At 65.0% G+C, this 20,904-nt stretch carries 15 protein-coding genes; 9 read left to right on the top strand and 6 right to left on the bottom strand.

Annotation, left to right across the window (positions count from 1 at the left end; genetic code table 11):
* Nucleotides 1-13 precede the first annotated feature (13 nt).
* Nucleotides 14-1,141, top strand: coding sequence for an acyl-CoA dehydrogenase family protein (locus PX653_RS22190; RefSeq protein ID WP_277414865.1), 1,128 nt, complete (start codon nucleotides 14-16; stop codon nucleotides 1,139-1,141).
* A 137-nt stretch (nucleotides 1,142-1,278) separates the two neighbouring features.
* A complete protein-coding gene (locus tag PX653_RS22185) occupies nucleotides 1,279-1,959 on the top strand; it encodes a response regulator (RefSeq protein WP_277414864.1) in 681 nt (226 codons plus the stop codon).
* A 5-nt stretch (nucleotides 1,960-1,964) separates the two neighbouring features.
* On the opposite strand, the gene PX653_RS22180 is transcribed toward PX653_RS22185, so the two are convergent.
* Both PX653_RS22180 and PX653_RS22175 read right to left on the bottom strand, forming a co-directional pair.
* Entirely contained in the window at nucleotides 1,965-2,663 is a 699-nt protein-coding gene (locus PX653_RS22180; RefSeq protein ID WP_277414863.1) for a hypothetical protein, read from the bottom strand.
* Between the two features lie 8 nt (nucleotides 2,664-2,671).
* Nucleotides 2,672-2,962, bottom strand: a complete 291-nt coding sequence (locus PX653_RS22175) for a hypothetical protein (RefSeq protein ID WP_277414862.1) — start codon at nucleotides 2,960-2,962, stop codon at nucleotides 2,672-2,674.
* Between the two features lie 262 nt (nucleotides 2,963-3,224).
* Here PX653_RS22175 and PX653_RS22170 point away from each other — a divergent pair, with 262 nt between their 5' ends.
* The gene (locus tag PX653_RS22170) at nucleotides 3,225-4,529 is read left to right on the top strand and encodes an ATP-binding protein (protein WP_277414861.1); all 1,305 of its coding nucleotides are present in this window, start codon (nucleotides 3,225-3,227) and stop codon (nucleotides 4,527-4,529) included.
* Nucleotides 4,530-4,543: 14 nt separating this feature from the next.
* Here PX653_RS22170 and PX653_RS22165 read toward each other — a convergent pair whose 3' ends face one another.
* Nucleotides 4,544-5,443 carry a YihY/virulence factor BrkB family protein gene (locus tag PX653_RS22165; RefSeq protein WP_277414860.1) on the bottom strand — a complete coding sequence of 300 codons (900 nt, stop codon included), beginning with the start codon at nucleotides 5,441-5,443 and terminating at the stop codon, nucleotides 4,544-4,546.
* A 173-nt stretch (nucleotides 5,444-5,616) separates the two neighbouring features.
* Between PX653_RS22165 and PX653_RS22160 the strand changes: the two genes are divergently transcribed.
* Nucleotides 5,617-7,815: an NADP-dependent malic enzyme gene (locus PX653_RS22160; RefSeq protein WP_277414859.1), complete on the top strand. Its 2,199-nt coding sequence runs from the start codon at nucleotides 5,617-5,619 to the stop codon at nucleotides 7,813-7,815.
* 15 nt (nucleotides 7,816-7,830) lie between these two features.
* On the opposite strand, the gene PX653_RS22155 is transcribed toward PX653_RS22160, so the two are convergent.
* From PX653_RS22155 to PX653_RS22145, 3 genes are all read right to left on the bottom strand, one after another.
* The gene (locus PX653_RS22155) at nucleotides 7,831-8,793 is read right to left on the bottom strand and encodes a S66 peptidase family protein (RefSeq protein ID WP_277414858.1); all 963 of its coding nucleotides are present in this window, start codon (nucleotides 8,791-8,793) and stop codon (nucleotides 7,831-7,833) included.
* 92 nt (nucleotides 8,794-8,885) lie between these two features.
* Entirely contained in the window at nucleotides 8,886-11,651 is a 2,766-nt protein-coding gene (locus tag PX653_RS22150; protein ID WP_277414857.1) for a TonB-dependent receptor, read from the bottom strand.
* Nucleotides 11,652-11,855: 204 nt separating this feature from the next.
* Nucleotides 11,856-13,607, bottom strand: a complete 1,752-nt coding sequence (locus tag PX653_RS22145; RefSeq protein ID WP_277414856.1) for an ABC transporter substrate-binding protein — start codon at nucleotides 13,605-13,607, stop codon at nucleotides 11,856-11,858.
* Nucleotides 13,608-13,769: 162 nt separating this feature from the next.
* On the opposite strand from PX653_RS22145, the gene PX653_RS22140 reads away from it, so the two are divergent.
* From PX653_RS22140 to PX653_RS22120, 5 genes are all read left to right on the top strand, one after another.
* The gene (locus tag PX653_RS22140) at nucleotides 13,770-15,008 is read left to right on the top strand and encodes a spore maturation protein (protein ID WP_277414855.1); all 1,239 of its coding nucleotides are present in this window, start codon (nucleotides 13,770-13,772) and stop codon (nucleotides 15,006-15,008) included.
* A 9-nt stretch (nucleotides 15,009-15,017) separates the two neighbouring features.
* A complete protein-coding gene (locus PX653_RS22135) occupies nucleotides 15,018-16,019 on the top strand; it encodes a D-alanyl-D-alanine carboxypeptidase (RefSeq protein ID WP_371876369.1) in 1,002 nt (333 codons plus the stop codon).
* Nucleotides 15,914-16,609, top strand: a complete 696-nt coding sequence (locus tag PX653_RS22130; protein WP_371876368.1) for a D-alanyl-D-alanine carboxypeptidase/D-alanyl-D-alanine-endopeptidase — start codon at nucleotides 15,914-15,916, stop codon at nucleotides 16,607-16,609. The genes PX653_RS22135 and PX653_RS22130 overlap by 106 nt, the downstream gene beginning before the upstream one ends.
* 267 nt (nucleotides 16,610-16,876) lie before the next feature.
* On the top strand, nucleotides 16,877-19,105 hold the full coding sequence (locus PX653_RS22125) for a type VI secretion system Vgr family protein (RefSeq protein ID WP_307730809.1): 2,229 nt from the start codon (nucleotides 16,877-16,879) through the stop codon (nucleotides 19,103-19,105).
* The gene (locus PX653_RS22120; RefSeq protein ID WP_277414853.1) at nucleotides 19,102-20,904 is read left to right on the top strand and encodes an esterase/lipase family protein; all 1,803 of its coding nucleotides are present in this window, start codon (nucleotides 19,102-19,104) and stop codon (nucleotides 20,902-20,904) included. The genes PX653_RS22125 and PX653_RS22120 overlap by 4 nt, the downstream gene beginning before the upstream one ends.

Below are 20,904 nucleotides of genomic sequence, written 5' to 3'. Positions count from 1 at the left end.
GAATGGAAGAGACATGGTACTGAGCGAAGAACACCAGATGATCCGCGATGCGCTGCGCACCTACGCGCGCGAGCGGCTGGCGCCCAATGCGGCGCGGTGGGACAAGGAACACTACTTTCCGCAGGCGGAGCTGAAGGAGCTGGCGGCGCTGGGCGCGTTCGGCGTGGCCGTGCCCGAGGCGCTGGGCGGCGCCGGCCTCGACTACGTTTCGCTGGCGCTGGTGCTGGAAGAAATCGCGGCGGGCGACGGCGGGACATCGACCATCATCTCCGTCAACAACTGCCCCGTCTGCAGCATCGGGATGATGTACGCGAATGCGCGCCAGCAGGAGCAGTGGCTGCGCCCGCTGGCGCAGGGCGAGATGCTGGGCGCGTTCTGCCTGACGGAGCCGCACACGGGCAGCGACGCGGCCGCGCTGCGCACGACGGCCACGCGCGACGGCGACCAGTACATGCTGAACGGGGTCAAGCAGTTCATCACGTCGGGCAAGTATGCGGACGTGGCCATCGTCATGGCCGTGACGGACAAGACGGCCGGCAAGAAAGGCATCAGCGCGTTCTGGGTGCCGACGTCCACGCCGGGCTATATCGTCGCCGGGCTGGAGCAGAAGATGGGCCAGCATTCGTCGGACACCGCGCAGATCGTTTTTGACAACTGCCGCATCCCGGCCGAAAATCTGATCGGCGAGGAAGGCATGGGCTACAAGATCGCCCTGTCGGGCCTGGAAGGCGGACGCATCGGCATCGCGTCGCAGTCGGTGGGCATGGCGCGCGCGGCGTTCGAGGCTGCGCTGGCGTATGCGCGCGACCGCGAAACGTTCGGCCAGCCGATCTTCAATCACCAGTCGGTGCAGTTCAAGCTGTCTGACATGGCGACGCAGATCGAGGCCGCGCGCCAGCTGATCCTGCATGCGGCGGCGATGAAGGATGCCGGCCTGCCCTGCCTGAAGGAGGCGGCGATGGCCAAGCTGTTCGCGTCGGAGATGGCGGAGCGGGTCTGTTCGGATGCGATCCAGGTACATGGCGGCTACGGCTACGTGTCCGACTTCCCCGTCGAGCGCATCTACCGCGACGTGCGGGTGTGCCAGATCTACGAGGGTACCAGCGACATCCAGAAGCTCCTGATCGCCCGCGCGCTGTGAGGCGGTACGGCAATTCTCCCGTAGGCAAGAGCAACGTCGGAAATCGTCTCGTTTATGTATCAGATTGTCATAATATGAGAAGGTTTTTCCGCTGACGCGCAGCGCTCTTATAAAATGTTGCAAGAAGGAGAATTGCTATGTATCGAGTGATGCTGGTGGAGGACGATGCCCGCCTGGCCGACCTGGTCACGGAGTACCTGGCGGGCTATGAATTCAAGGTGGACGTGGTGAGCCGCGGCGACGAAGCCGTGGCACGCTTCAAGGCCGCGCCACCGGACATCGTGGTACTGGACCTGATGCTGCCTGGCCTGGACGGCATGCTGGTCTGCCGCCAGTTGCGCGATCTCACCAAGATTCCCATCCTGATCATGACCGCGCGCGAGGATTCCTACGACGAGGTGTCGCTGCTGGAGCAAGGCGCCGACGACTTCATCAACAAGCCCGTACAGCCGCGCGTGCTGCTGGCCCGCCTGCGCGCGCTGCTGCGCCGCACCCAGAACAAGCAAGCCAGCGACATGCTGACGTTCGGCGCGCTGTCGATCGCCACCAGCGACCGCACCGTCACGTGGCGCGGCGAGCCGTGCGTACTCAGCAATACCGAATACAAGCTGCTGCTGGTGCTGGCGGAGTCGGCCGGCACCGTGCTGTCGCGCGATGCCCTGTTGAAGAAAATGCGCGGCATCGAATTCGACGGCCTCGACCGCAGCATCGACAACAGCATCTCCAAGCTGCGCCGCAAGTTCGACGATTCGGACTCGGAAAAGATCAAGACCGTCTGGGGCGAGGGCTACCTGTTCTCCCCTTCCGCCTGGATGTAGCGCTCTCACTCGAGCACCGGTGCGATCGCCACCGGTGCATTCTGGCTGATTACCTGGACCCGCTCCGGCCAGTCGGCAAAGCGGTACACCATCACCCGGAAGCCGGCGTTGGCGTCACCGTCGAACGCCGGTCCCTCTTCCGGCGGCAACGTCACCTCCCGCTCCGGATCGCGCACCCGCACGGTCGCATCGCTCTTCTTCATGAACGCAAAGCGCACGCCCGCACAGTGGCGGCCGTTGTAGCCGGGGTCCGTGTAGCGCATATACTGCAGCGCCTGGTCGCAGGCCGTGCGCAGGTCTTGTCCTTCGTAGAGGCCATCGACGCGCGCCACGATCGACAGCCGCGGCTGGAACGTAAAGTGGCTGATCTTGCGGTTCAGCACCAGCAGCGCGTTCTCGTCGTAGGCCGCCTTCAGCAGCGGGAACGTGGTGCGTCCCGTGACGTCCAGCGGCAGGTTCAGTTGGGTGGTGCGACCCGACAGCGTCAAGCGCAATCCATCCAGCGACTGCGTGCCGTCCCGCGGCGCCACCTGGTAATGGTTCTGCAGGAAATTCTTGGCCTTGCCGTACTTGGCGAACGACACCATCGCCCGGTAGGCATCGCGATAGCTGACCCAGCCGCTGTCCTGCATGGCTTGTGCCTGCGCGAGGGCCGGCACCGCCGCGCACAGCAACAACACGAGGAGGGAGCGGTGGACGGCCATTGACGTCCTCACCGGTAAGGCAACGCCCATGACGCCGATACGTGGAGCTTACCCCCGACCGGCTGGGACGCTTTCACCGATGGCAACGCCGGGCATCGCTCAGCAAGCCCCATGCGGAACCTGCACAGCCCGACGCTCCAGGCGACCTGGCGCATGGCGGCGGCATGGCGGGGCACCGCCTGCACACCGAGTCCAATATACATATCACGGCTCCCATCCGGCATGGGATTGCTGGCGGGCGTCTGCGCGAACGCCGTACCGCACATGCCTGCCACGGCAGGTGCGAAGAACTTGAACATGCTGTGCATTTCCGAAAGTTTAAGTACTCCAATGTTATCTGGCCGGAAAATGCATTTGCTCAACGCGGCGACAGCGCTATCACGCGACAGCGGCAAAACCGTTGGCAGCGGTGGGACAGTCCAGGTTCACAGCGGCTCCATTAGAAAACAAGGATTTCCATCTTATCCAGCTGCAACAATGCAATCCACCGCGACTTGTCGTCGTTTTGTCATAAAACTGTCGACGTGGTTTTACAGGACTTGGTTCTTATACAATGGCAACATGAACCGCCTGTTCTTCCGCTTCTTCGTCCTGGTGATGCTGTCGATCAGCGTAGCGGCGTTCATCGTGTATTTCGCCATCAACCGGCTGTTCGGCGACCCGCTGGAAAGCATCGCGCGCAACCAGGCCGCCGCCCAGATTTTCCTGCTGGAGCAGTATGTCGACCAGGCCCCGGTGGATGGCTGGCTGGATCGCCTGAACAAGGTGCGCGAAGTGTCGGACGTGCGGTTCGACCTGATTCCGCTGGCCAGCGCGCGCCGGCAATTGCCCAGCCGCGGCCGCGAGGCGTTCGAGCGGGGCGAAGTCGTCATCGACATCGCCAACAAGGCGCTGCTGCGCCGTGTCGACCTGACGGGCGACAAGTACATCGGCAGCAACGAGGAAGCGATCTACGCCCAGAACCTGCCCATCGATATCAAGGTGGCGCTGCAGATGGAGGCGGTGCGCTACGTCATCGTCGCACTGGCCCTGCTGGTGCCCATCGGCATCTGGTCGCGCTCCCACTGGCGCGGCCTCCAGATCCTGATGAAGGTGGCCGACCGCTTCGGCGCGGGCCAGTTGAAGGCGCGGGCACAGATGAAGCCGGACGACAGCATCTACCCGCTGGCCGAACGCATCAACCACATGGCCGACCGCATCGAGACGCTGCTGGAAGGCCAGCGCGGCCTGCTGCACTCCGTCTCGCACGAGATCCGCACGCCCATCGCGCGGCTGGAGTTCGCCCTGGAGCTGCTGTACGACACGGTCGGCGACACCGTGCTGCAAAAGCGCATCAACAGCATGCAGGGCGACCTGACGGAGCTGAAGTCGCTCGTCAGCGAACTGCTGGGCATGGCGCGCCTGGACAGCGAACAGCCGCTGCGCTACGAGACCTTCGACGTCACGGAAGCGTTGCGCGCGTGCGCCAACGGCCTGCCGCCGGCCGCCGTGTCGCTGGACGTCTCGGTGCCGGACGGCCTCGGCACCTATTACGGCGACTGCCGCCTGCTGATGCGCGCCACGGGCAACCTGCTGCGCAATGCCCAGAAATATGCCAATGGCCAGGTCGCGCTGTCGGCCTCGCGCAAGCTGGGCGGCGTGGTGATCGTCGTCGAGGACGACGGTCCCGGCATCCCGGAAGAGGAGCGCGAAAAAGTGTTCGAGCCGTTCTATCGCCTGGACCGCAGCCGCGACCGCAACACGGGCGGCTTCGGCTTGGGACTGTCGATCGCGGGCAAGGCCGTATCGCTGCATGGCGGCACGTTGCGCATCGAGACGTCGCCACTGGGCGGCGCGCGCTTCGTCATCGCGCTGCCGCCGGCGTAGCCAGGCCAACTTCGTCAAGCCGTCGTCAGCGGCGTTGCCGGCGTCGTCTCCCCGCGCGCCACCTTCTCGTATTCCGCAATGACCTGGGCGCCGAACAGCAACAAGGTGGCGCCGATCTCCAGGCTGAACATGACGACGATGGCCGTCGTCATCGAGCCGTACACGACGTTCACCTGCGACAGCGTGGAGAAGTACCACACCAGCACATGCCGGGCGATTTCCCACAGCACGGTGGCCGTCACGCCGCCGATCAGCGCATGCTGCCACGACAGCCGTCCCACCGGCATCACCATGTAGATCGACGACAGCAGCAGCACTTCGCCCGCCAGGCCCATCAGGTACAGCAGGGCGCCCGACAGGCCGTGCAGCGACCATTCATAGCCGAACAGGCGCACGCTTTCCGCGCCGATGACCTGCAGGCTGCCGGCCACCAGGGTGACGACCAGCGCGCCGATCCCCAGGCACAGGATGTAGCAGTACGGCAGCACGGCCGAGATCAGGTAGTGGCGCCGCCGCACCGCCACGCGGTGGATGAAGATCACGCACATGGCGTTTTCCAGCACGGTAAACGCCAGGGAGCTGAAGAACAGCATCGTCAGCACGAGGAACCAGCCGACCAGGTCGCGGTGGTCGAGGAAATGCGCCACCTCGTCCACGATGGCGCGCGACTGGCCGGGCACCAGCCATTCCAGGTAATGCCCGATCGTGTCGAGCAGCTCCTTCGGATCGATCACGTGCGACAGGGCCACCACGACCAGCATCAGCAGCGGCACGATCGACAGCAGCGAATAATAGGCGACAGCACCCGCCAGCAGCAGTCCCTGGTTGGCCCGGAAACCCGTCAGGCACTGCAGCGCGAAACGCAGCGGATGGCCCAGCACGAACGCCGTGGCCGTGCGGTTGAGTATTGTCATGTCGCTAATTCTACCGGGGTGGGCTGTGGCGTGACGCTCGGCAGGCCGGGACTACGTGACACCCCCAAGCACCCAAATGATGACATTGATGTACGATATGTCGGCCAATGATGCAAGGCAACCCACCCAACGGGCCGGCCGCGCAGTCATCCAAAACAGCCGCAGGAGACACAATGAGCACCGAAAGCAGCCAGAACGAGAAGGACACGCAACTGCGCACCGATGCGCTGGAATACCACCGCAGCCCCGTGCGCGGCAAGATCGAAGTGGTCGCGACGAAGCCGCTGTCCAACCAGCGCGACCTGTCGCTGGCCTATTCGCCCGGCGTGGCCTACGCCTGCGAGGAAATCGCCGCCAATCCGGCCATGGCCGCCGAATACACGTCGCGCGGCAACCTCGTCGCCGTCATCAGCAACGGCACCGCGGTCCTGGGCCTGGGCAATATCGGCCCGCTGGCCTCCAAGCCCGTCATGGAAGGTAAAGGCTGCCTGTTCAAGAAATTCGCCGGCATCGACGTGTTCGACCTGGAACTGGACGAACTCGATCCGGACAAGCTGGTGGACGCCATCGCGATGCTCGAGCCCACGGTGGGCGGCATCAACCTGGAAGACATCAAGGCGCCCGAATGCTTCTACATCGAGAAGAAGCTGCGCGAGCGGATGAACATTCCCGTCTTCCACGACGACCAGCACGGCACCGCCATCATCTCCAGCGCCGCGCTGCTGAATGCGCTGAAGGTGGTCGGCAAGGATATCGGCAGCGTCAAGCTGGCCGCCTCCGGCGCCGGCGCGGCGGCGATCGCCTGCCTGGACATGATGGTCAGCCTGGGCGTCAAGCAGCAGAACATCTTCGTCGTCGACTCCAAGGGCGTCATCTTCCAGGGTCGCGACGCCAACATGGAAGCCAACAAGGCCCGCTACGCGCAGGACACCAGCGCCCGCACGCTGGCCGACGTGGTGCGCGATGCGGACGTGTTCCTGGGCTGCTCCACCGCCGGCGTGCTGACGGCCGACATGGTGAAAACCATGGCCGACCGGCCCGTGATCCTGGCGCTGGCCAATCCCGAGCCGGAGATCCGCCCGGAAGTGGCGCGTGCCGCCCGGCCGGACTGCATCGTCGCCACCGGCCGCTCGGACTACCCGAACCAGGTCAACAACGTCCTGTGCTTCCCCTACATCTTCCGCGGCGCCCTCGATTGCGGCGCCACCCGCATCACGGACGAGATGAAGCTGGCCTGCGTGACGGCGATCGCGGCCCTGGCCGAGGCGGAAGCCAACGATGCCGTCGCCGCCGCTTATGCGGGACAGGACCTGACGTTCGGCCCCGACTACATCATCCCGAAACCGTTCGACCCGCGCCTGATGGCCGCCATCGCGCCGGCCGTCGCCGCCGCTGCCGCCGCATCCGGCGTCGCCACGCGTCCCATCGAGGACATGCGCGCCTACCGCGAAAAGCTGGGCGAGATGATCTACCACACCGGCTTCTTCATGAAGCCCGTGTTCGCGCAGGCGAAAGCGAACCCGCGCCGCGTGGCCTATGCCGAAGGCACCGACCAGCGCGTGCTGCGCGCCGTGCAGACCGTCGTCGACGAAGGCCTGGGCCATCCGGTGCTGATCGGCGCGGCCGCCGCCGTCGAAGGCGCGATCCGCCAGGCGGGCCTGCGCCTGCGCCGCGACAGCGACTACACGCTGGTCGAAGCCGATGGCGACACGACGCGCCAGGGCTGCCGCCTGCTTGCCGAAGGCCGGGTCGATGCGCTGATCTGCGGCATGCAGGGCAGCTACGACGACCACCTGCAGCACGTCAGGAAGGAAATCGGCCTGGCCCCGGGCGCGTCCGTGCTGGCGGCGATGAACGCACTGGTGCTGGACAAGATGACGTTGTTCATCGCCGACACCTACGTCAACGACAGCCCATCGGCCGAGGAGCTGGCGGCGATCACGCGCCTGGCCGCCGCCGAGCTGCGCCAGTTCGGGCTGGAGCCGAAGGCGGCGCTGCTGTCGCATTCCATCTTCGGCTCGTCCGAACGGCCGTCCGCGCGCAAGATGCGCGAGGCCGCTGCGCTGCTGAAGGCATCCGATCCGGCATTGCCGGTGCTGGGCGAACTGCATGGCGATGCGGCGCTGGCGGAAGACATCCGGCGCCTGTACCAGCCCGAAGGCGGCTATGCCGGCAGCGCCAACCTGCTGGTGATGCCGTCGCTGGACGCGGCCAACATCACGTTCAACGTGCTGAAAGTCGCGGCCGGCAAGGGCGTGACGGTGGGGCCGATCCTGCTGGGGGCGGCCAAGGCCGTGCATATCCTCTCCCCAAGCGCGACGGTACGCCGCATCGTCAACATGACGGCGCTGGCGGTGGCGGGGGTGCGCTGACCAGAGAGGCCGGGGTCAGCTGACCCCGGCCTCCAGCAGCGTCAACGTCTGCGCGGCCGTATCGAGCCGCGCCCGGATCCCCATCGGCAGCGTGAACTGGTCGCGGATATGGCCGAACGACCAGCCCGTGACCGCGGGGATCGACAACGGCCGCAGGTGCTGGTCGGTTGTCTCGTCCAGGGTCAGCGCGCTTTCGCCCGGCGCCGGCGTACAGCCCTCGAACACTCCCAGCATGATGCCGGCCGCCTGGCCGAACGGCTGGTTCATCTGCAGCTGCATCAGCATGCGGTCGATCCGGTACGGCTCCTCGTTGACGTCCTCCAGGAACAGGATGCTGTCGCGGATGTCCGCCGCGTACGGCGTGCCCGCCAGCGCGGCCACCAGCGCCAGGTTGCCGCCCGTCAGGCGCCCCGTCGCCACGCCCGGCACGACGGTGCGCGTGGCGTACTGCGGCGCGGTCAGGGAGCGCTGGGCGTTCTCCGCCGCCATCGGAATGACGTATTCCGGCTGCGGGTCCATCAGCACATTGAGCAGGTGCCGGGTGGCGTAATCGGACGGCGTGGACATCGCCAGCGGCCCATGGAACGTCACGAGGCCGGCGTGGCGATTGATGGCCAGGTGCAGCGCCGTCAGGTCGGAATACCCCACCAGGATCTTCGGGTGCGCCCGCACCATCTGGTAGTCGATGTGCGGCAGCAGCTGCAGCGCACCCGAGCCGCCGCGGATGGCCCAGATGGCCGCCACCTCCGGGTCGCGGAACATCGCATTGAAGTCGATCATGCGCTGCGCCCACAGCCCGGCATAGTTGCCGTGCACGGCGTTCAGGTGCGCGCCCAGCTTCGGGCGCAAGCCGAGCGCTTCGACATGGGCGACGGCCCGGTCGATGGTGTCCTGCGTGACCACGCCGGCCGGGGTAATCAGGCCGACGGTGTCGCCCGGCGCCAGCCGGCGCGGCTTGATCGGCGGTGGAAATGGCATGGCCTTGCTGCCTTTCGAAAAAGCGGGTGCCGCCGCCAGCGCGCCGGTGGCGGCCAGCAGGCGGCAGAACCGCCGGCGTGTCGCGACATCGCTCAGAGGAACTTGTACTTTACGCTGAACGAGAATGCGCGCCCGCGCGCGTCGGCCACGCGCGGGTCCCAGCCGGCCCCCACCACTTCATCCACGTTGTGCGCGGTGAACGGTGGGTCGGTGTCGAACAGGTTCTGGATGCCGAACGTCAGCGTGGTCTTCGGGAAGCCCGTGTAGGTCACCGACACGTCATGCTTCGTGTAGTGTTTTACACGCGGGTCGAAGCCGGCTGGCGGCGTGCCCTTGCCGTTGTTCGGCACCTGGTCGTTGTAGCCCGAGGCATAGCGCTGCATCAGCAACGCGCTCCAGTTGCCCTTGCCGACCGTCAGGCTGGCCGTGTGCTTCCAGCGCAGGTAGATGTCGCGCGTGCTGAACTGGCTGACCTGTTCCTTGTACGGCTGGCCCTCGAACTCGGCGAACTTGAAGCTGTCCAGGTATGTCCCGTCCAGCACCGCCGCATAGGTGTAGCCGGCATACTTGCCATCGTAGCGCAGGCCGACGTCGACGCCGCGTGTCTTCAGCCCCGCCGCGTTGATCCAGCCCGCTTCCACGTGGTCGATCACGCCGCTGGCATCGCGCACGATGTATTGCGGCAGGTACTGCCAGTTGTTCAGCACCGTCTGCGGCGTGCGGTTCAGGATGCGGTCCTTGATGTTGATGGCCCACCAGTCGAGCGACGCGCTGAAATTCCTGAATGGCTCGATGACGAGGCCCAGCGTGCCCTGCTTCGACGTTTCCGGGCGCAGGGCCGGGTTGCCGCCGGTCCGGTAATCCAGGCGCTCGATGGCGCAGTACGCCGGGTTGCCCGGGTTCGCCGCGCAGCCTTGCTGGTCGATGATCCCGTTCGGCAGTTCCTGCGACAGCCGGCCCGCGTACAGCTGGTTGAAGCTCGGCGCCAGGAAGCCCTTGCCCGCCGAGCCGCGCAGCAGGAACGTCTGCGTCGGCTGCCAGCGGAATGCGATCTTCGGATTGGTCGTGGCGCCCACCAGGCTGTAGTTGTCGCGGCGGATCGCCAGCTGCACCTCCAGGTCCTTCAGCACGGGCACCAGCGCCTCGGCGTAGACGGCGCGCACGTAGCGCGTCGCCTCGTCCAGGTTGGCGTTGCCCGGCGAGAGCAGGATCGTCGTCGCGTCCACGTCCTGGCCGAACGAATAGGTTTCCTTGCGCAGGTCGAAGCCGGCCGCCATCGAGACGGCGCCGGCCGGCAGGTTGAAGACCTCGCCGGAGATCGAGCCGTCCAGCTGCGTCATCGTCGTGCGGCCGTGCTGGAACGCGCCGCGGTACTTGGTCGATTCGATCAGGTCCGTGGCCTGCTGCGTCTGCGCCTGGCCTGGCCCCACCCACGGGTTGACGATGCCGCTGGCCAGCGCCGCATAGATCTTGCTGGTGTAGCCGTAGCCGTCGACGAGGTCCGTCTGCGTCGTGCTGATCGACTTGGCCAGGCCGACCTTGTAGTCGTACTTGCCGGCCAGCGTGCCTTCGGCCGCCAGCAGGCCGCGATAGCTTTCCGCCACGTTGTGCTGGGTGCGGTTGCCCCACGGCGTGGCACGCCACTTGTAGATGATCGGCTTGGTACGGTCATAGCTCGGGATGTAGGCCGACAGGTCCTGGTAGTACGGACCGTTGACGGGATACGCATTGCCGTTGGCCAGGCTGGTGGAGATCTGCAGGGCCGTCAGTTCCGCCGTCGCTTCCGTGCGCGAACCGGTGAACTCGGCGAACACCCGGTGGCTGTCGTTGATCTTGAACGTGCCGCGCGCCAGAGCCGTCGTGCTCTCGACCGGGAACGCCATCAGGTAGTCGCTGCCGTAGTCGTACGCGCACGAGTAGCGGGTGCGCGTGGGCGACGTCACGTCCTTCCACAGGTCGGTCTCGTATTGCGACATGCCGGGCACCGTATCGCACTTGCCCTGCAGGCTCAGCAGGCCCGCTTGCAGGTACGTGGTCGGGTCCCCGGGCATCTTGAAGCCGGTGCCCAGCGCCGTGCCGGCGCCCGTCAGGATATTCGCGTATGGCGTGCCGGTGGTGTCGGGCGACAGGCCGCGTTCCGGCTGGTAGCCGCGGGCGAAGTCGCGCTGGCGCGATGCCAGCTTGTCGTCGACGTCGTGCGTGACGGTGGCCATCACGTTCCAGCCATCCGTGTTCAGGTCGCCCAGGCCGCCCAGCAGCGAATAGCTGCGCTGCATGCCGCCGCCCGCCTCGGTGGCGTTCAGCGTGGTGGATGCTTCCAGGCCCTTGTAGTCGGTGCGCAGGATGAAGTTGACGACGCCGCCGATCGCGTCGGTGCCGTAGATCGCCGAGGCGCCGTCCTTCAGGATCTCGACGCGCGCGACGGCGCCCAGCGGGATCGCGTTCAGGTCGACGGCCTTGCCGCTGCCGCCGTGGTTGCCCATGCGGCGGCCGTTCAGCAGCACCAGCGTGGCGTTCGGGCCCAGGCCGCGCAGCGACGCGAACGCGGCACCGCCGGAGACGCGGTCCGCGTCCGCGCCGAACACGTTGTTCCCGGAAGTCATGTTGTCGGCGCCCGTGCCGTTGGCGGAGATCAGCCGCATCAGCTGTTCCGTGTCCGTGATGCCGGCCTTGCGGATCGTGTCGAACGTGATGGTCTGCACCGGCAGCGCGCCTTCCTTGGCGACGCGCTTGATGCTGCTGCCCGTGATTTCCACGCGCGGCATCGGCTGGGCGCCCGGCGCCTCCTGCGCCATGCCTGCCACCGGGCTCACCGCCCCCATCAGCGCCATCAGGTGCGCCAGCTTCTTGATTTTCACGGATCTCTCCCAAAGATGTTCGACCCCCACCGTGGCTGGGGTCCTGGAGGGCGCACTGGCGGCGGCAATGTCGTGGCACTGCGCTGTCCGGCCTGGGCACCCGGCGAATTCGAGGGTAGCGCGCGGTAAATCGCGCCACCTAATGAAAATTGCGGACGCTGCCATAACTTTATGGAATGCATCCGTTGCAACAAGTTGCAATCATTAGCGCGACATTTTAGCCGCCCGCTCGCGCGCGGCCACGTCGATGTCCAGATATCGCCAGTTGGTGAATTCGACGGGATGGCGCTTGTAGTTTTTTAGCCACGGTTGCCGGATGTCGGCGGAGATCGGATGCGTCAGCAGCACCCACGGGTTGTAGGCATGGATCAATTGGGCCAGCTCCGTGTAGAGCTGCTGCCGCGCGGGACCGTCGGCCAGCTTGCGCGCCTGTTCGTAGCGCGTGTTGTACGCCGGCAGGTTGAACCGAGCGTAGTTGGCGCGGCCCGCGTTGGGGCCGTACAGCAGCTGGTAGAAATTGTCGCCATCGGGGAAATCGGCCACCCAGTTCGTCTCGAACATCATGACCTTGCCCAGGCGCGAAGCCTTGATGATTTCCGTTTTCTTGTCCGTGATGAACTCGACCCGCAGCCCCAGCGCGTTCAGGTTCTTGCGCCATAATTCATCGCGCAGCCGACCCACCATGGACGGCTCGCTGTGCATGCGCAGGACCAGGGGCCGGCCATCCGGCAGCGTGCGGAAGCCGTCTTGTCCCTTGCGGTAGCCGTGGCGCTCCAGCAGCGCGCGCGCCAGCGCCGGGTTGTAGGCGATCGGGCTGCGGTAGGCGGGGTCGTAGCCCAGCACATTGGGCGGCAGCGGCGTCTGGGCCGGCAGCGCCAGGCCCTTTTTCAGCAGCGCCACGTCCTCGGCGCTGTTGTAGCCCAGCGCGATCGCACGGCGCAGCGCCACCTTGCCCGGCGTGTAGCCGCCGATCACGGGGTCGGCCATGTTCATCCACATGTAGTAGGTCTGCAGCACGGGGAACGGCGCCAGCACCATGCCGCGCCGCGCCAGCGCGGGCTGCAGCGCGGGCGTGGCGGCGGCCGGGTCGAGCACGAGGTCGCGCATCGATTCGGGCACCTGCTCGATGTAGTCGAACTCGCCGTTCAGGTAGCCCAGCACGCGCGACTGGTACTCCTCCATGATCTTCACGTCGACCCGGTCCACCAGCGGCAGCGGGCGGCCTCGCAGCGCCACGTCGCCACCGTGATAGCGCGCGTGATAGGTGCGGTTGGCCAGCAGCGTGATGCGGTCGCTGCGCTTCCATTCGCCCAGCATGAACGGCCCGCTGCCGACGGGATGGTTGCCCAGCTGGGTGCCGTACCGTTCGGCCACCTCGCGCGCGACGGCGCCCGTCGCCGGCAGGGCCAGGTAGAACAGGAAGCCGGGATCGGGCTCCTTCAGCCGGATCTGCAGCGTATAGCGGTCGAGCGCGCGCAGGCCGGGAATGGCGGTGGCGTAGCTGAACCGGTCGCGCCAAGTCTCGTCGCCCAGCAGCCGGCCCTCGAACAGGAACAGCCACGGCGACTTCAGGGCCGGATCGTACAGGCGCTGCAGGCTGTAGACGTAATCGGCCGCCGTCACCTCGCGCCGGTTGCCACCGAACGCGGGGTCCGGCGCAAACGTCATGCCCTGCTTCAGGCGGAAGGTCCACGTGGTGCCGGCCGCATCGACCGTGGGCATGCCGACCAGCGTGTTGGCCTGCAGCTTGACGGGCCGCGCCAGGTAGTCGTAGCGCAGCATCGGGTCGAACAGGTTTTCCAGCAGCGACAGGCTGGCGAGATCGGAGGCGACGGCGGGGTCGAGCCCCGTTTCCCCCGTGGACAGCAGCGCGTGCAGCACTTTCGGTGGCGCCGCCGCCGCAGTGGCGGTGCAGGCCAGCGCCAGCGCGACGGCAAGGAGGCGAAGGGGTTTCATGGCATGTGAGCATAAAGCAGCGGCGCGACCCGCGCCAGCATGTACGGGACGACACGGCTTGGGAGCCATGACGCTTTGACATGCCTGTTCGCCATACTTTCATCGCGGTGGGCGGGCTGTCCTCTATACTTTGCCTGCCTCTGGGTTTCGTGGAAATCATATATGTCTCTGAATTACATCTGGTCCGGCTTCTTCCTCGTCGGTTTCGCCGCCGCGTTCGCGCAATGGCTCTTCCTGGGCGACACGGAAATCTTCAAGAAGGTCATCGACGGCACGTTCGACGCCGCGCGCATGGGCGTGATGGACATCGCCCTGCCCCTGGCCGGCGTGATGACGCTGTGGCTCGGCATCATGAACATCGGCGAAAAGGCCGGCGTGATCGGCTGGCTGGCGAAAGTCATCGCACCGTTCTTCTCGCGCATCTTCCCGGAGGTGCCGAAGGACCATCCGGCCACGGGCCACATGGTGATGAATTTCTCGGCCAACCTGCTGGGCCTGGACAACGCCGCCACGCCATTCGGCCTGAAGGCGATGGAAAGCCTGCAGTCGCTCAATCCGAACAAGGACGAGGCGAGCAACGCGCAGATCATGTTCCTCGTGCTGCACACGTCCGGCCTGACCCTGATCCCCCTGGCGATCATGGCGCAGCGCGCGATCCTGGGCGCGGCCGATCCGTCCGACATCTTCATTCCCTGCATGATCGCCACCTATGCCGCCACCTTGGCCGGCATCGTCGCGGTATCGATCCGGCAGCGCATCAACCTGTTCGACCGGGTCGTGCTGACGTGGCTGGGCGGGATGACGGGCGCCATCGTCGCGCTGATCTGGTACTTCACGCAGTACCTGTCGAAAGGCGAGATCGAAGTGGTTTCGAAGGTCGTCAGCAACATGATCCTGATGGGCGTCATCGGCGTGTTCCTCATCAAGGCCCATCTGCGCAAGGTGAACGTCTATGAAGCCTTCATCGAGGGCGCCAAGGGCGGCATCCAGACCTCGCTGACGGTGATTCCCTACCTGGTCGGCATGCTGGTGGCCATCAGCGTGTTCCGCAACGCCGGCGTGTTCGGCTTCATCGTCAGCGGCTTCGAGTGGATCTTCTCGGCGCTGGGCCTGCGCACCGACTTCGTGCCGGCCCTGCCGACGGCGCTGATGAAGCCCCTGTCGGGCAGCGGTTCGAAGGCCATGATGATCGACGCGATGACGACCTACGGGCCGGACTCGTTCGTCGGCCGCCTGGCCTGCATCTTCCAGGGCTCGGCCGATACCACCTTCTACATCGTCGCGCTGTACTTCGGCTCGGTCGGCATCCGCCGCACCCGCTACGCGATCTCGTGCGGCCTGATCGCCGACCTGGCCGGCGTGCTGACGGCCATCGGCGTCGCCTACCTGTTCTTCGGTTAAGGAGTGCCGATGCTGTTACGCAGTACCCTGTGCGCCGTCCTGCTGGCGTGCACGCCCTTCTCGATCGCTGCATTGCCGGAGCCGGTGGCCAAGCTGGCGCTGGCCGCCGGCATCCCGGAAGACGCCATCGGCGCCGTCGTGCTGCGCGGCGACACGATCCTGGTCTCGAATGCGGCCGACACCGCGCTCAATCCCGCCTCGACGATGAAGGTCGTCACCACCCTGGTCGGGCTGGAGCAACTGGGCCCCGCGTTCCGCGGCCGCACCGAGTTGCGCAGCAACGGCGCGATTGTCGGCAACGTGCTGCGCGGCGACCTGATCCTGCGCGGCGGCGCCGACCTGGATTTCAGCGCGGACGCGCTGACCCACCTGCTGGAGCGCCTGCGCAGCCTGGGCGTGCGCAAGATCGCCGGTGACCTGGTGCTGGACCGCCAGCTGTTCCAGCCCGCGCGGCCTGACGCGGCGCTGCCGCCGTTCGACGAGGCACCGGAGGCGTACTACAACGTCGTTCCGGACGCCCTGCTGCTGAACATGAACATGCTGTACGTGGAGCTGGCCGCGGACGGTCGCACGCTGACGGCGTCGATGCTGCCCGAGCTGGACAAGGTGGACGTCAAGCCGGCCCTGGCCCTGGTCGATGGCGACTGCGCCAAGTGGGATGCGGGCTGGCTGCCGCCCACGGTCGAGCGCCGCGACACCAGGCTGACGGTGGTCCTGCACGGCACGTTCCCGCGCAACTGCCGGAAAAACGTGGGCATCAACGTGCTCGATCGCGACGATTACGCCGACCGCCTGGTACGCGCCACCTGGCAGCGCCTGGGCGGCACGCTGACGGGAAGACCCGTACCGTGGACCTGGCGGCCCACACATCGGCGCTGGCCGCTGCCGCCGTTGCCCAGGGCGCGTTGGCCAGCGACGCAGCCACCGCCGCCGCCACGCCGGCCGACGATACGCACCTGCTGGCCGAACACGTCTCGCGCGCGCTGCCGGAACTGGTGCGCGACACCATGAAAACGTCGGACAACGCGATGGCACGCATGCTGTTCCTCAGCCTGGGCAGCCTGCAGCCGGACCCCGTGCTGGGCAGCCGCCCGCTGCCCGCCGGCGAACGGCTGGCGATGCTGATGGCCGCGCATGGCGACGCCAAGTCCGTGCCCGCCACCACGGCGGCGCGGGCCGAGCAGGTGATTCGCCAGTGGCTGAAGGAGCAGCACATCGACGGCGACGGCATCGTGTTCGAGAACGGCTCCGGCCTGTCGCGCACGGAGCGCATCCGCCCCGTGCAGCTGGCCGCCGTACTGCGCGCCGGCCAGTCGTCGCCCTGGCTGCCGGAGTTCCAGGCCAGCCTGCCGATCGCGGCCATTGACGGCACGATGCGCAAGCGCCTGAAGGACAGCCCCGCCGCGGCGCGCGCCCGCATCAAGACGGGCACGCTGAAGGGCGTCGTCGCGGTGGCGGGCTATGTGCCGGATGCGAATGGCGAGGAGTGCATTGTGGTTGCCATCGTCAACCATGAGCGGGCCGGCAATGGCGTCGGTCGGGGGATTGTCGATGCGTTGATCGACTGGACGGCGAATAGTAGTGCTGGGAGTGCGATGTAGGAGGCTGCGTCACAGGTCTCGGATGACTACGTGGTGGACGTGCTGCAGAGAGTCGGCCAACACCCGGCGTCACGCGCGCATCAGCTCACGCAACGGACCTGGGAGGAGACGTTCGCTCGGCGCTAGACGTACGTGCACCGCCACCTGTTAATTCCAGGCAGCATCCCACTAGCACGCAGGGTGAACAACCATGAGAATACTGCGCTTGCGCGGCACCGGCATGTCCGCTGTGTCTACTAAGCGCTGGCGTATGCGCGCGATTCGCGAATGCTACAATATTGCCCAATTTTTAACATTGAAGTGAATCGCAGCGTTGCATGTCCAATCCGACTCGTTTTCTTAATGAGGCGGGTAACGGACGACGACCCCGCCATGACCGATGCATGCCAATACGACGAGACCGATTTCAATTACCTCAGCCGCCGGTGGGAGGAGAAAGGGTGGTACTACTGGTACGAGCACGATGCCCAGGGTCACACGCTGATCGTCTCGAGCGACTCCACGGCTGCGGCGCCGGTCGATGGCGGGGGCACCGTGCGGTTTCACGCGAAGGGCGGCGCTGTCGAGGAAGACGCTATCGACACCTGGTCGCCTTCGAGACAAGGCGTGCCCGCTGGCGTCACCCTGGCCGCGTTCGACTTCAAGGCGCCCACCCCCGTCGAGGTGGGTACCTTGACGCTGGCCGAACTGGGGAGCTTCCCGCGCATCGAGACGTACGAATACACCGGCGCCTATGGATTTGGCAGCCGCGCAGCCGGCGACGGGCAGGCCCGTGTACGCATGGAGGAGTTCGAGGCCTCCGCAGCCCAAGCGGCCGGGGAGGGGAATTGCCGCTTCATTCAGCCAGGACGCTGCTTCCATCTGACCGCCGACTTTGACTTTGCCGCATATCTTGGGGCTAGCGATGCTGGCGGGGACGAGTTTTTCGTGATTTCAGCGCGGCATAGTGCAGCAAACAACTATCTCTCTACCGACGGCGGGAACGGCACATACCGCAACTGGTTTACCTGTGCGATGAGAACAGCGCCGTGGCGACCGGGGCGTGGACACAACAGTGTGCACACAAAGATCCTGGCCCTGCAGACCGCGACGGTGGTAGGCCCAGAAGGTAATGAAAGCATCCATACGGACCAATATGGCCGGGTTCGTGTGCAATTTCATTGGGACCGAGTCGGTACCCAGGACGACCGCAGCTCCGCATGGGTGCGGGTTTCGAGCGCTTGGGCCGGTGCCGAACTGGGTGCATCGATGGTGCCACGGGTGGGAACGGAGGTGATCGTTCAATGGCTCGGCGGCAACCCAGACCGCCCCATAATCACCGGAGCACTCTACAACGAACGGAACATGCCGCCTTGGGCCGTGCCGGGGCAGCAGGCGCTCAGCGGATTGCGTAGCCGCGAGCTGGCGCCAGGCAAGGGCAATTCGCCTATGGGCCGCAGCAACCATCTGGTGCTGGACGATACGAACGAGCAAATCCAGGCACAACTACGAAGCGACCATTTACATTCCCAGCTCTCACTCGGCTTTCTGACGAGGATTGACGACACCCAGGGACGCCGCGACGCGCGTGGCGAGGGATGGGAGCTACGCACGGATGGACATGGGGTGCTCCGTGCTGGCGCTGGCCTTCTTGTAACGACCGATGCACGATCGAACGGCGTATCACATGCCAAGGATCTCGACGAGACCTCGCAGCGCTTGGCGACGGCGGTCGATATCCACGAGGGATTGCTGTCCGCTGCAACTCAGCACGACGACCAGCCCGAGGAGGAGAAAGATGGGCCTGCGGAGGCGGCCCGGTCCCAGCAGGAAACCATCCGCGCCTCTGGGAAGGAACCGTTCTCTGAACTGTCAGCACCGCACCTCGTCCTCGGAAGTCCGGCTGGAATAGCGCTCAATTCGGCTAAGTCCGCGCACATCGCCAGCGGAGAGCACATCGCGCTCAGCAGCGGTAAAAGCCTCTCAATTGCCAGCGCCGCCAGTATGTTCGCGAGCATCGGCAAGAGCCTCCGGTTGTTCGTGCACAAAGCCGGCCTTAGCCTGATTGCGGCGGCGGGCAAGGTCACGGTGCGCGCTCAAGCCAACGACGTGGAAGTGATCGCCAACAAGGTGCTCGAACTGATGAGCGAGTCGGACTGGGTCGAGATTCGGGGAAAGAAAGGCATTCGACTGCATGGCGCCAATCATATGCTCGAGATTAGCGACCAGACGCAGTTCTTCACGACGAGCCCCGTCCTGTTTCACGGCAACCTTGAAACTCTTGGGGCGAAGAGCGTCGCTCAGGCGTTCAACGAAAAGCACGTCGACCTTCGATTCGACCAGGAAGTTTTCTTGATGGACGCGAACGGCGAGCCCATGAAAGATGTGGCGTATGAACTGATACGCGACGACGGTACGATTATTACCGGAAAGACTGGACCAGATGGCAGTACCGGCCTGCAGAAGGGTAACGGGCTGGAGGGATACACGATTCGATGGAAGGGCGAGATGCCATGACGGATGCGAGCAACACCAATGCGCGAGGCAACAAAGAGGGGAGTTTCAGCCAGGGTGTAGGCGGCTTTGCCGAGTATACGGTGTCGATGACTGAGGTCAAGGACAAGGTCCGGCACGAAGTTAAAGTGCCGCCGAAGAAGGTTATTCCTATCATCTTCCTCCCGGGCGTGATGGGAAGCAACCTTCGCATGAGCGCGCAGCGGCAACAACGGGAGCTCGGTCGCCCTGACAATCGCGCTTGGCGGCCCGATGATTTAATGAACAGTAAGGTGTCGGTCGCGCTGAACCGTGGTTTCGGCGGGTGGTACCGCAAGGCCTCGCCTGCCCAGCGTCAAATGATCTTCGATCCGAATCAGACGGAGGTAGACTACTACCGTTACACGGAGGACAAAGGCAAGTTCGATCCGGATGGAAGACTTACCCGCGAATCGGACGCTCGCCATCAGAACATTCCAGACAACTACTCGCCCGTCCCGCCTTTAATCGTCGACAAAATGGCTCAAGACGGGAAACGGGTCAAAGTTACCACAACGGCCGCGCAGATAGCGCGGTGGCGCGGGTGGAGCGAGATCCTGGTCGATGGTGCGTATGAGCAGGTGTTGCGTACGGCGGAGAAAGCCATGAACAACATGATCACCCAATACGACTCCATCCACCCCTTAGGTCCGTGGCAACCCCGCAGTTCATACCTGTATGGAGACCTGCTGATCCCTAAAGAAGAGCTGCGCAAAATTTCGAATTGCTGGTATCCGGTTCATGCGATGGGTTACAACTTCCTCAAGAGCAACGCTGACTCCGCAAAGAGCATTGCGGAGCGCATCCGAGGCGTCGTTTCCGGCTACCAAAAGCGGGGGTTCGATTGCAATGAAGTGATTATCGTTACCCACAGCATGGGCGGCCTGGTTGCTAGGGCGTTGATTCACCCAAATTTCGGCAATCTGCTCAACGACAGTAACGTCAAAGTGCTTGGGATTTACCATAGCGCGATGCCAACGTTGGGCGCTGCCGCCTCGTACCGCCGGATGCGCTTCGGCTTCCAGGAGAAGGACGGCATGCAGGCCGAAATTTTTGCTGAACTGATCGGCATTGACGGGGAGCACGCGACCGCTATTCTGGCGAACACGCCGGCGCCACTCGAGCTGCTGCCCGGGACTGGCTACGGTAAGGAGTGGCTCCGAGTTGTGGACAGGATGGGAAGGACGGTGCGCAGTTGGCCAAATGAGAATGAGACTGCGCTGGACAACATTTATCTCCAACCCGCCGGAGCGTGGTGGCGTCTGGTTAATCCGGATTGGGTCAACCCGGCCCGATTTACATCCGCGGCCGGCGGGGGAATTACGGAGGTTCAAAAGCGTTTGGTTCGGGCCGTCGAGTTCCAGGACAAGATTCAAAAAACTTTTCATCCGACCCAGACGTACGCGAGCTTTTGCGTCGACAAAGAACGGCTGAGCTATGGAAACTTGGTTTTCAAAATTATGAACCCAGAAATCCGGGACGCATCGCTGGCCGATCTCCCTCCGGCAGACACGTGGACGTTACTTACCGACGATCGAAGGGGGACCATGACGGTCCAGGCAGGGAAACGGGTACTGACCTTGGCACTGCAGCCAGCGACTGAGCCGGGCGATGAAACCGTTCCAGCGGAACGGTCGGCTCGACACATTACCGGGAAACTCTTCCCACATGGCAACCGGTCCGACGAATCCTATGAGCACCAGGGCAGTTATGCCAACTCGAAGGTGTTGGGTTCGATGTTGTATTCGCTGGCTAAAATCGCTGCGACAGCAAAATGGGATTGA

Origin of the sequence: Pseudoduganella chitinolytica, from assembly GCF_029028125.1 — a bacterium.
Classification (GTDB): Bacteria; Pseudomonadota; Gammaproteobacteria; order Burkholderiales; family Burkholderiaceae_D; genus Rugamonas; species Rugamonas chitinolytica.
The sequence above is the reverse complement of the archived record's forward strand: the minus strand, read 5'-3'. Positions and strand labels throughout refer to the sequence as shown.

Excerpts from the sequence above, each read along its gene's own strand:
- PX653_RS22190 (WP_277414865.1), top strand. The coding sequence starts at position 14 with ATGGTACTGAGCGAAGAACACCAGATGATCCGCGATGCGCTGCGCACC.
- PX653_RS22185 (WP_277414864.1), top strand. The coding sequence starts at position 1,279 with ATGTATCGAGTGATGCTGGTGGAGGACGATGCCCGCCTGGCCGACCTG.
- PX653_RS22180 (WP_277414863.1), bottom strand. The coding sequence starts at position 2,663 with ATGGCCGTCCACCGCTCCCTCCTCGTGTTGTTGCTGTGCGCGGCGGTG.
- PX653_RS22175 (WP_277414862.1), bottom strand. The coding sequence starts at position 2,962 with ATGTTCAAGTTCTTCGCACCTGCCGTGGCAGGCATGTGCGGTACGGCG.
- PX653_RS22170 (WP_277414861.1), top strand. The coding sequence starts at position 3,225 with ATGAACCGCCTGTTCTTCCGCTTCTTCGTCCTGGTGATGCTGTCGATC.
- PX653_RS22165 (WP_277414860.1), bottom strand. The coding sequence starts at position 5,443 with ATGACAATACTCAACCGCACGGCCACGGCGTTCGTGCTGGGCCATCCG.
- PX653_RS22160 (WP_277414859.1), top strand. The coding sequence starts at position 5,617 with ATGAGCACCGAAAGCAGCCAGAACGAGAAGGACACGCAACTGCGCACC.
- PX653_RS22155 (WP_277414858.1), bottom strand. The coding sequence starts at position 8,793 with ATGCCATTTCCACCGCCGATCAAGCCGCGCCGGCTGGCGCCGGGCGAC.
- PX653_RS22145 (WP_277414856.1), bottom strand. The coding sequence starts at position 13,607 with ATGAAACCCCTTCGCCTCCTTGCCGTCGCGCTGGCGCTGGCCTGCACC.
- PX653_RS22140 (WP_277414855.1), top strand. The coding sequence starts at position 13,770 with ATGTCTCTGAATTACATCTGGTCCGGCTTCTTCCTCGTCGGTTTCGCC.
- PX653_RS22135 (WP_371876369.1), top strand. The coding sequence starts at position 15,018 with ATGCTGTTACGCAGTACCCTGTGCGCCGTCCTGCTGGCGTGCACGCCC.
- PX653_RS22125 (WP_307730809.1), top strand. The coding sequence starts at position 16,877 with ATGCTACAATATTGCCCAATTTTTAACATTGAAGTGAATCGCAGCGTT.
- PX653_RS22120 (WP_277414853.1), top strand. The coding sequence starts at position 19,102 with ATGACGGATGCGAGCAACACCAATGCGCGAGGCAACAAAGAGGGGAGT.